The sequence below is a fragment of the Hydrogenophaga sedimenti genome (assembly GCF_051857515.1).
Classification (GTDB): domain Bacteria; phylum Pseudomonadota; class Gammaproteobacteria; order Burkholderiales; family Burkholderiaceae_C; genus Hydrogenophaga.
In genome coordinates this window covers 81959-91533 of record NZ_JBPZHA010000003.1, presented here as the reverse complement: position 1 = coordinate 91533, position 9575 = coordinate 81959, and the positions used below count along the sequence as shown (strand labels likewise).

Annotated in this window: 12 protein-coding genes; 10 read left to right on the top strand and 2 right to left on the bottom strand. The window is 69.2% G+C overall.

Translation table 11 applies throughout. The features are described from left to right. Nucleotides 1–8 precede the first annotated feature (8 nt). Complete coding sequence (locus ACS5NL_RS05580; RefSeq protein ID WP_439352658.1) at nucleotides 9–1481, bottom strand: cryptochrome/photolyase family protein; 1473 nt, start codon at nucleotides 1479–1481, stop codon at nucleotides 9–11. A gap of 69 nt (nucleotides 1482–1550) precedes the next feature. Between ACS5NL_RS05580 and ACS5NL_RS05575 the strand changes: the two genes are divergently transcribed. The 7 genes from ACS5NL_RS05575 to ACS5NL_RS05545 are packed head-to-tail and all read left to right on the top strand — an operon-like array spanning nucleotide 1551 to nucleotide 7240. Then, nucleotides 1551–2147, top strand: a complete 597-nt coding sequence (locus ACS5NL_RS05575; protein WP_439352657.1) for a YqgE/AlgH family protein — start codon at nucleotides 1551–1553, stop codon at nucleotides 2145–2147. Then, the gene (ruvX, locus tag ACS5NL_RS05570) at nucleotides 2114–2545 is read left to right on the top strand and encodes a Holliday junction resolvase RuvX (RefSeq protein ID WP_439352656.1); all 432 of its coding nucleotides are present in this window, start codon (nucleotides 2114–2116) and stop codon (nucleotides 2543–2545) included. Before ACS5NL_RS05575 ends, ruvX begins: the two co-directional genes overlap by 34 nt. After that, complete coding sequence (pyrR, locus tag ACS5NL_RS05565) at nucleotides 2542–3057, top strand: bifunctional pyr operon transcriptional regulator/uracil phosphoribosyltransferase PyrR (protein ID WP_439352655.1); 516 nt, start codon at nucleotides 2542–2544, stop codon at nucleotides 3055–3057. Before ruvX ends, pyrR begins: the two co-directional genes overlap by 4 nt. A gap of 1 nt (nucleotide 3058) precedes the next feature. Then, nucleotides 3059–4015 (top strand): aspartate carbamoyltransferase catalytic subunit, encoded by a 957-nt coding sequence (locus tag ACS5NL_RS05560; RefSeq protein ID WP_439352654.1) that lies wholly within the window; start codon nucleotides 3059–3061, stop codon nucleotides 4013–4015. Continuing rightward, entirely contained in the window at nucleotides 4012–5157 is a 1146-nt protein-coding gene (gene hisC, locus ACS5NL_RS05555; RefSeq protein ID WP_439352653.1) for a histidinol-phosphate transaminase, read from the top strand. The genes ACS5NL_RS05560 and hisC overlap by 4 nt, the downstream gene beginning before the upstream one ends. Beyond that, complete coding sequence (locus ACS5NL_RS05550; RefSeq protein ID WP_439352652.1) at nucleotides 5154–6491, top strand: dihydroorotase; 1338 nt, start codon at nucleotides 5154–5156, stop codon at nucleotides 6489–6491. Before hisC ends, ACS5NL_RS05550 begins: the two co-directional genes overlap by 4 nt. Then, nucleotides 6488–7240 carry a lysophospholipid acyltransferase family protein gene (locus tag ACS5NL_RS05545; RefSeq protein WP_439352651.1) on the top strand — a complete coding sequence of 251 codons (753 nt, stop codon included), beginning with the start codon at nucleotides 6488–6490 and terminating at the stop codon, nucleotides 7238–7240. The genes ACS5NL_RS05550 and ACS5NL_RS05545 overlap by 4 nt, the downstream gene beginning before the upstream one ends. Before the next feature lie 93 nt (nucleotides 7241–7333). On the opposite strand, the gene ACS5NL_RS05540 is transcribed toward ACS5NL_RS05545, so the two are convergent. Then, a complete protein-coding gene (locus ACS5NL_RS05540; protein ID WP_439352650.1) occupies nucleotides 7334–7981 on the bottom strand; it encodes a glutathione S-transferase family protein in 648 nt (215 codons plus the stop codon). 96 nt (nucleotides 7982–8077) lie between these two features. On the opposite strand from ACS5NL_RS05540, the gene ACS5NL_RS05535 reads away from it, so the two are divergent. From ACS5NL_RS05535 to ACS5NL_RS05525, 3 genes are all read left to right on the top strand, one after another. Next, the gene (locus tag ACS5NL_RS05535; RefSeq protein ID WP_439352649.1) at nucleotides 8078–8476 is read left to right on the top strand and encodes a DUF2946 domain-containing protein; all 399 of its coding nucleotides are present in this window, start codon (nucleotides 8078–8080) and stop codon (nucleotides 8474–8476) included. Nucleotides 8477–8625: 149 nt separating this feature from the next. Continuing rightward, entirely contained in the window at nucleotides 8626–9117 is a 492-nt protein-coding gene (locus tag ACS5NL_RS05530) for a copper chaperone PCu(A)C (protein ID WP_439352648.1), read from the top strand. 32 nt (nucleotides 9118–9149) lie between these two features. Next, nucleotides 9150–9563 (top strand): DUF2946 family protein, encoded by a 414-nt coding sequence (locus tag ACS5NL_RS05525; RefSeq protein WP_439352647.1) that lies wholly within the window; start codon nucleotides 9150–9152, stop codon nucleotides 9561–9563. The last annotated feature ends 12 nt before the right edge of the window (nucleotides 9564–9575 follow it).

Genomic DNA, 9575 nt, shown 5'->3' with positions numbered 1-9575 from the left:
ACCGCCGGTCATTTGTTCTTCACCACCCCGTAGCGCTCCAGCGTCTTTTCGCGCGCCAGCGCGTGGTCGACGATGGGCGCCGGATAGGTTTTGCCCAGCTCGACGCCCGCCGCGACCAGCTCCAGTTCGGGGGCTTTCCAGGGCGCATGGATGGTGGCGTCCGACAGCCCGGCGAGTTGCGGCAGGTAGCGCCGGATGAACTTGCCCTGTGCGTCGAACTTTTCGCTCTGGGTCACCGGATTGAAGATGCGGAACCAGGGCTGGGCGTCGCAGCCGGTGGAGGCGGCCCACTGCCAGCCGCCGTTGTTGGCCGCCAGGTCGAAGTCGATCAGCTTCTCGGCGAAATAGCGTTCGCCCCAGCGCCAGTCGATGCCCAGGTCCTTCACGAGGAAGCTGGCCACCACCATGCGCAGGCGGTTGTGCATGTAGCCGGTCTGGTTGATCTGCGCCATCGCGGCGTCCACCAGCGGGTAGCCGGTGCGGCCCTCGCACCAGGCGGTGAACTGCGCCTGCGCGTGCTTGCCGTGTTCGAAGCGCACCTTGTCGTACTCGGGGCGGAACGAGTGGCCGACCACGTGCGGGAAGTTGGCCAGGATCTGGTGGTAGAAGTCGCGCCAGATCAGCTCCGAGAGCCAGGTGCTGGCCCCCTTGAGGTCCTGCAGGTGCATCTGCCAGGCCAGCGAGGCGAGCTGCCGGATCGACACCGTGCCAAAGCGCAGATGCACGCTGAGGTAGCTCGGACCCTTGACCGCCGGGAAGTCGCGGGCGCTGTCGTAGCGCTCGATGCGCTCCATGAAGTCTTCCACCAGCGTCTGGGCGCCGCTGGCGCCCGTGGGGATGGGCAGGCGCGACAGGTTGCTCGGCTCGAAGTCGATGTCCGACAGGCGGGGGGGCGGGGTGTCGAACGCTGGCGGCCGCGGCGCCAGCGCGGCGGCGTATTTCGCGACCGGGTAGGCCTTGAGGTAGAACGGCTCCACCTTGCGCAACCAGGCGTTCTTGTACGGCGTGAACACGCCGAAGGGCTGGCCGACCTGGGTCAGCACCTCGCGCCGCTCGAAGATCACGTGGTCCTTGTGGCTGTGCAGCATGATCCCGGCGTGGGCCAGCGCACCGAGCACCTGTGCATCCCGCGCCAGCGCATCCGGCTCGTCGTCGTGGTTGGTGAACACCGCCTGCACATGCAGGCGCTGCGCCAGCAGGGGGATTTCGTCGAGCGCGCGGGCGTGGCGCACGATCAGGCCGGTGCCTTCGTGGGCGTGCTCCTGTCCGAGTTCGCGCAGGGCGCCGTCGAGCTCCAGCACCGAGGCGTGGATGAATTCCACCCGCCGGTCGGCGCGGGGCAGCGGGTCGAGGATGGCGGTGTCGAACACGAACACACACCAGACCTGGCGGCACTGCTTGAGCGCGTGGTAGAGCGCGGCGTTGTCTTGCGCCCGCAGGTCGCGGCGGAACCACATCAGTCCTCGGTCGTAGCGTGTCATTCGGGGGCGCTCGTGGTGGGATGGGTCGTTCGGTCCGTGGAACGAAGGGGCGCCGCTTAAAATTGCGCCATGTCTGCGGATTCTGCCTCGATCAATCTCACCAATCACTTCCTGATTGCAATGCCCGGGCTGAACGACGACTTGTTCGGCCGCAGCGTGGTGTTCATGTGCGAGCACAGCGAGCGCGGGGCGCTCGGGCTGGTCATCAACAAGCCCAGCGACATCCTGCTGCCCAGCCTGTTCGAGAAGGTCGATCTGGCCCTGGGGCGCGAAGATCTCATGCACCTGCCGGTCTTCCAGGGGGGGCCGGTGCAGACCGAGCGCGGTTTCGTGCTGCACGAGGCCATCGACGCCGGCGAGGGCGAGGGCGAGTCGGTGTACGCGTCCACCCTGGCGATCCCGGGCGGGCTGGAAATGACGACCTCGCGCGACGTGCTCGAAGCGATGTCGTCCGGCGCCGGGCCACGGCGTGTGTTCGTGTCGCTGGGCTATTCGTCCTGGGGGCAGGGACAGCTGGAATCCGAGATCACCGAAAACAGCTGGCTCACCGTCGAGGCCGATCCGGCGCTGATCTTCGACACGCCGGTCGAGCAGCGCTACGAGAAAGCCATGGCACTGCTGGGGCTGGCTCCATGGATGCTGTCGCCGGACGCGGGGCATTCATGACGGATGTGCCGGTTTCCTGCCAGACCTTCCTGGCCTTCGACTTCGGACTCAAGCGCACCGGCGTGGCCAGCGGCAACCGCCTGACGCAGACCGCCACACCGCAGTCCACCATCGCCGCCGAAGGCGATGCCCGATTCGTGAAGATCACCGAACGCCTGAAAGAGTGGCAGCCCGACGCCATCGTGGTCGGCGTGCCCTTTCATCCCGACGGCGCTCCCCACGAGAACACCCTGCGCGCGCAGAAGTTCGCGCGCCAGCTGCGCGGCCGTTACGGCCTGCCGGTGTTCGAGGTGGACGAGCGGTATTCGACCACCGAAGCGCACGCCCTGGGCGCGCGCGACGCCGATGCGGCCAGCGCCTGCATCATCCTGGAACAGTTTCTGAGGAGCCTGACGTGACCCAAACCATCCAGCTCGACGCCGAGCTGCTGTACGCCGAGTTGCGCGAAGGCGTGAAGGGCCTGATTGCCACCATGCCGCAGCCCGTGGTGCTCGCGGGCATCACCTCCGGCGGCGCCTGGCTGGCCGAACGGCTGCAGCGCGACCTGGCGCTGCCTGGCGACGCCGGTGTCATCTCGTCGTCGATGCACCGCGACGATTTCGCGCAGCGTGGCCTGTCGATCTCGGCCCAGACCGTGCTGCCCTACGAAGTCGATGGCGCCCATGTGGTGCTGATCGACGATGTGCTCTACACCGGCCGCACGCTGCGTGCGGTGATCAACGAGCTGTTCGACTATGGCCGTCCCGCCAGCGTGCAGCTGGCGGTGCTGGTCGATCGTGGCGGGCGTGAGCTGCCGATCCAGGCCAACGTCTGCGCGGCCACCATGAACCTGCCGCGCAACCAGTCGCTCGAACTGGCGCGCGATGCCGACGGGCGCTTCCGATTCGTGCTGGAAACCAAGGAAAACTGACGTGGCGCGCAACCCCCAGCTGAACAAAAACGGCGAGCTGATCCACCTGCTCTCCACCGAAGGCCTCTCCCGCGACATCCTCACCCAGATCCTGGACACCGCGTCCAGCTTCGTGAGCGTGAGCAACCGCGAGGTCAAGAAAGTGCCGCTGCTGCGCGGCAAGAGCGTGTTCAACCTGTTCTTCGAGAACAGCACCCGCACCCGCACCACCTTCGACATCGCGGCCACGCGCCTGTCGGCCGACGTCTACACGCTGGACATCGCCCGCAGCTCGACCGCCAAGGGCGAGTCGCTGCTCGACACCATCGCCAACCTGTCGGCGATGGCGGCGGACATCTTCGTCGTGCGCCACAGCGAATCGGGTGCGCCCTACCTGATCGCCCAGCATGTGGCCCCGCACGTGCACGTGGTCAACGCCGGCGACGGCCGCCACGCGCACCCGACGCAGGGTCTGCTGGACATGTACACCATCCGGCACTACAAGAAAGATTTCAGCAACCTGTCGGTGGCGATCGTCGGCGACGTGCTGCATTCGCGCGTGGCGCGCTCCGACATCCACGCCCTGACCACGCTGGGCTGCCCCGACGTGCGCGTGGTCGGCCCGCGCACCCTGGTGCCCAGCGACCTGTCGCAGCTGGGCGTGCGCGTCTGCCACACGCTGGAAGAAGGCATCAAGGACTGCGACGTGGTCATCACGCTGCGGCTGCAGAACGAGCGCATGAGCGGCGCGCTGCTGCCGTCGAGCCAGGAGTATTTCAAGAGCTTCGGCCTGACCACCGAACGCCTGCGCTGGGCCAAGCCGGACGCGATCGTCATGCACCCGGGGCCGATCAACCGCGGTGTCGAGATCGAGTCGGCCGTGGTCGACGGACCGCAGAGCGTGATCCTGCCGCAGGTCACCTTCGGCATCGCCGTGCGCATGGCCGTGCTGGGCATCGTGGCCGGGAACGAAGCATGACGCTGAAGCAGGACGCCGCTGCGCGCGCGCTCTGGAGTCCCGCGGTGCGCGGGTTGCGCGCCTACGTGCCCGGCGAGCAGCCGCAGGGTGAGGGCTGGATCAAGCTCAACACCAACGAATGCCCCTATCCGCCGTCGCCGCGCGTGCTGGAGGCGGTGCGCGAGGCGACCGACGAGCGCCTGCGCCTGTACCCGGACCCGACCGCGCTGGCGCTGCGCCAGACCATTGCGCGCCGGTTCCAGCTGACGCCGGAACAGGTCTTCGTCGGCAACGGCTCCGACGAGGTGCTGGCCCACGCCTTCTGCGCCTTGCTGCGCCACGGCCGGCCGGTGCTGTTTCCGGACGTCAGCTACTCGTTCTACCCGGTGTACTGCGCGCTGTACGGCATCGAGCCGCAACCGGTGCCGCTGGACAGCCAATTCCGCGTGCGGGTCGCCGACTACCGCCGCGGCAATGGCGGCATCGTGCTGCCCAACCCCAATGCGCCGACCGGCATCGCGCTGACCCTGCCCGAGCTGACGCAACTGCTGGAAGGCAACCCCGGCTCGGTGGTGATCGTCGACGAGGCCTATGTGGACTTCGGCGCCGACAGCGCGGTGACGCTGATCGAACGCTTCCCCCAGCTGCTGGTGGTGCGCACGCTGTCCAAGTCGGCGGCACTGGCCGGGCTGCGGGTCGGCTTCGCCATGGGCCATGTGTCGCTCATCGAGGCGCTCAACGTGGTCAAGGACAGCTTCAATTCCTATCCGCTGGACCGGCTGGCGCTGGCCGGCGCGCAGGCAGCGATCGAGGACGACGCGCACCTGCAGACGCTGTCGGCGCGCATCACCGCCAGCCGCGAATGGCTGGTGCAGCAGCTCGCGGGCCTGGGTTTCGACTGTCTGCCATCGAGCGCCAATTTCCTGTTCGCACGCCATGCGAGTGCCCGCGCGGCCGACCTGTTCGCCGCCCTGCGCGAGCGCCGTATCCTCGTGCGCCATTTCCACCAGCCCCGCATCGACAACCACCTGCGCATCACCATCGGCACCCAGGCCGAGTGCGAGGCGCTGGCCGATGCGCTGCGGCACATCCTTTCCAAGACCCCGGCCGGGAACCCCCCGGTGGCCGGGGCACCGCCCACTGCGTCGATAGGCACACCATGAAGATCCTGATCCAGAACGGCCGCGTCATGGACCCGGCCAGCGGCCGCGACGAGCTGGCCGACATCGCGATTGCGGCCGGCCGCATCATCGCCATCGGCAACGTCGCGCCCGACTTCCACGCCAACCGGACCATCGATGCCGCGGGGCTGGTGGTCGCGCCCGGCCTGGTCGATCTGGCCGTGCGCCTGCGCGAGCCCGGCCAGGAGCACGCCGGCATGCTGGAGAGCGAGATGGCGGCCGCGGCGGCCGGCGGCGTGACCTCGCTGGTCTGCCCGCCCGACACCGACCCGGTGCTCGACGAGCCCGGCCTGGTCGACATGCTCAAGTTCCGCGCCGAGAAGCTGCACCAGGGGCGCGTGTTCCCGCTGGGCGCACTCACGCGCGGGCTCAAGGGCGAGGTGCTGACCGAGATGGCCGAGCTGACCGAGTCCGGCTGCATCGGCTTTGGCCAGGCCGAGGTGCCGATCGTCAATTCGCAGGTGCTGCAGCGCGCGCTGCAGTACGCCGCCACCTTCGGCTACACCGTGTGGCTGCGCCCGCAGGACTTCTGGCTGGGCAAGGGCGTGGCCGCGAGTGGTCCGCTGGCCACGCGCATGGGCCTGTCGGGCGTGCCGTCGGCCGCCGAGACCATCGCGCTGCACACCCTGTTCGACCTGCTGCGTGGCGTGCACAACGCCGCGCAGGCGGCGGGTGAAAAAGGCGTGCACGTGCACCTGTGCCGCATCAGCAGCGCGGCGGGACTGGCGCTGGTCCGCCAGGCCAAGGCCGAGGGCCTGCCGGTGAGCTGCGACGTGAGCGTGCACAACCTGCACCTGACCGATGTCGACATCGGCTACTACGACAGCCGCGCGCGCCTGCAGCCGCCGCTGCGCCAGCAGCGCGACCGTGAAGCGCTGCGCGCCGGTCTGGCCGACGGCACCATCGATGCGCTGGTCTCGGACCACAACCCGGTCGACGCCGATGCGAAGGTGCTGCCGTTTGCCGAAGCCGAGCCGGGCGCCACCGCGGTGGAGTTGCTGCTGGGACTGGCGGCCAAGTGGGCGCAGCAGGACGGGCTGGGTCTGATGCAGGCGCTGGCCGTGGTCACCAGCGGGCCGCAGGCGGTGCTGGGCAGTGCGCTGGGCACGCTGCAGCACAGCGTGGGCCAGATCAGCATCGGCGGCGCGGCCGACCTCTGCCTGTTCGATCCGAACGCCAGCTGGGCGGTGGACGCCACCGGTCTGCGCAGCCAGGGCAAGCACACGCCGTTCGAGGGACACGAGATGCCGGTGCGCGTGCGCACCACGCTGGTGGCGGGCCAGGTGGCCTACGAGGCGGCGCGGGCCACGGCGTGAGCGCGGGTCGGCGTTCGGCGCTGGCGGCGGGGTGGCGCATCCTGCGCGCCCTGGGGCACATCCTGCATGGGGTGTGGGTCATCCGCAGCGAGTTCGGCAAGCTGACGCCGGAGGCCACCGAACTGGTGGTGCGCGAGTGGACGCGCCGCATGCTCGACATCCTGGGCGTCACGCTGGTGGTGCGCGGCACGCCGCCGGCGCATGGCCCGTTGCTGCAGGTGGCCAACCACATTTCCTGGCTCGACATCCTGGTCATGAACGGCGCGCGTCCTTCGCGCTTCGTGTCCAAGGCCTCGGTCAGGCACTGGCCGGTGGTCGGCGCGCTGGCGACCGGCTCGGGCACCCTGTACATCGAACGCGAGAACCGGCGCGACGCCATGCGGGTGGTGCACCAGATGGCGGAACACCTGCGCGGAAAGGACATCCTTTCGGTGTTTCCCGAGGGCACGACGGGCGACGGCCAGACCCTGCTGCCGTTCCACGCCAACCTGATCCAGGCCGCGATCGCGGCCGAGGCGGCGGTGCTGCCGGTGGGTCTGAGCTTCGTCGACGCACAGAGTGGCGAGCGCCACGACGGGCCGCTGTTCGTCGGCGACACCACCCTGCTGCAGTCGCTGTGGAACACCCTGCGGTCCACCGGTCTGCAGGCGGTGGTGCACTACGGCGAGCCGCAGCGCGCGCTGGGCCGCGACCGCCGGACATGGGCGCAGGACCTGCGCACCGCCGTCATGGCACTGCGCGAGGGGTAAGGGCCCCCACGCTCCGCCGCTGCGCGGGTCGCTGCCCCCAGAGGGGGCGCTCATTCGGCTTGGGGCGGCCCGGCGCCGAATGAATGTGCCGGGTCACTTCGCTTTCGCGCGGGCCAGCATCAGCTCGGTGCCGGTCTTGCGGTCGGCGTTGACCTTCTGCACCGCCGGGCGCTCTCCGAGGCGCTTGAGGTAGTCGCGCACGGGCAGGTCGGCGAGCACGTCGTTGCCGTAGATGATCTTGCTGGCGCTGCTGACCAGCGGCAGGTGCACCGCCGCACCGACATCGGCGAGGGTGAATTCGTTGCCGCCGATGAAAGGCGAGAAGCTGGTGAGCCTAGCGAACGCCGCGACATTCTTGGCCAGCTGCTGGCCGGTCTTCTCCTTGGCCGCATCGGAAATCTTGCCGCCGAAGAACGCCTCGGGGTAGAGGTTGCGCGCGACCAGCTCCAGGTGCAGCTCGATGAAGCGCAACAGTTCGCGCGCCTTGGCCGCCGCGAAGGGATCGGTGGGCAGCAGCGGGTGCTGCGGGTACTTCGCCTCCAGGTATTCGAGGATCACGGTCGACTCGCACAGCGTGCCTTCGTCGCTCTTGAGATACGGCACCTTGCCCAGCGGGCTGGCGGTGGTGTCGACCTGGCCGACCCAGGCCAGCTCTTCCTCGAAGGCGATGCCCTTTTCGAGCAGGGCGAGCTTGACCTTGTTGTAGTAGTTGCTGGCGGAAAAGCCGCAGAGTGTCAGCATGGGGTGGTCTCCGGATCGTTGTTGTGGGAAGCCGCATGGTAGGGGGCTAACCCGGGGGCGGCACGTCGCCCAGACGACGGCTGATAAACTTGTTCGATGGCTTTCTTGCGCCTGCACCGTCGACTCACTGCCTGGCTGGCCATGCTGGCCTTGGTGCTGGGCGCGCTTGCGCCCACGGTGACGCAGGCGATGGTGAGCGGTGGTGAGCGCGACGGCTGGCTGCAGATCTGCAGCGTCAGCGGCATGGTCTGGGTCAAGGCGGACGCCGCCACGCAGGACGACCAGGCGCCCGCCAGCAACGCACCACAAGGCAACACCAGCCAGCCATGCGCCTGGTGCACCTTGCACGGCGGCATGGCCGGTCTGCCAGCGGCCGACCAGCTGTCCACGCTGCCCGCACAGTCGACCGAACTTCCCCCGGCGTTCTTCTTCGCGCCGCCGGCCGCGACCGTCTGGCTTCCTGCCCAGTCGCGCGCGCCTCCCCTGGCTTCCTGAGGCCCCGCGCCGTCGCGCGCCCCTGACCGGGTGCGCCGTGTGGTCCCGCTCCAGGAGGCGCCAGTCTCCCACCCCCGCTTTCCGTTTTCCGTCCGCAGCCCCACCACAGGTGCCGCGGTCCTTTTCTCCATCCACCCCTCGGAGTTTTCATGAAACACCTCATTTCCGCCGCCCTCATCGCCCTGACCGCCAACGCCTGGGCGCAGGGCACCGCCAGCGTCGAGATCAAGGACCCCTGGGTCCGCGCGACCGTGGCGCAGCAGAAGTCCACCGGCGCCTTCATGCAACTGACCGCCAAGGCCGACAGCAAGCTGGTCGAGGTCAAGTCGCCGGTGGCCGGCGTGGTCGAGATCCACGAAATGGCGATGGCCGACAACGTGATGAAGATGCGCCAGGTGCCCGGCCTGGCACTGCCGGCCGGCAAGGCGGTCGAGCTCAAGCCCGGCGGCTACCACGTGATGCTCATGGACCTCAAGGGCCCGGTCAAGGATGGCGACACCGTGCCGTTCACCCTGGTGTTCGAAGGCAAGGACGGCAAGCGCGAGAACGTCGAGATCAAGGCATCCGTGCGTCCGCTGGGCAATGCGGCGGCACCCGCCAAGGCCGATGCGGCCGGCCACGGCGAACACAAGCACCAGTGATCGTCCGCACCTGAGCCCGGACTGAGGCCCCGATGTTTCCCGTGACCCTGCGGCAATGGCACGGCCTGTCCCGGCGCCTGTCGGGCGGGCTGCTGGCCGCGCTGTTGCTGGCCACGCTGGCGCCCGCGATCTCGCGCGCGCTGGCGGCAGGGCCGCAGGACGCGCGGGACTGGGTCGAGCTCTGCACGGCGCAGGGCATGCAATGGGTGACAGCGGCGGAGGCCGGCCAACAGCCCTCCGCCGGACCGGCCGTCCCCGGGCAGGACGCGCTGGACCTGTGCGGGCATTGCACCCTGGCCGCCGAACGGCTGGCGCCGCTGTTGCCGGTCATGCCGGTGGTGGCCGCCGTGGCCGCGCCCTGGGGCCACCCCGACACCCGGTCGTTTCAGCCGGTGTCCCTGGCCGCGCCGCAGCCGGCCGCGCGCGGCCCGCCTTTCCTGAGCTGACTTTCTTTGCGG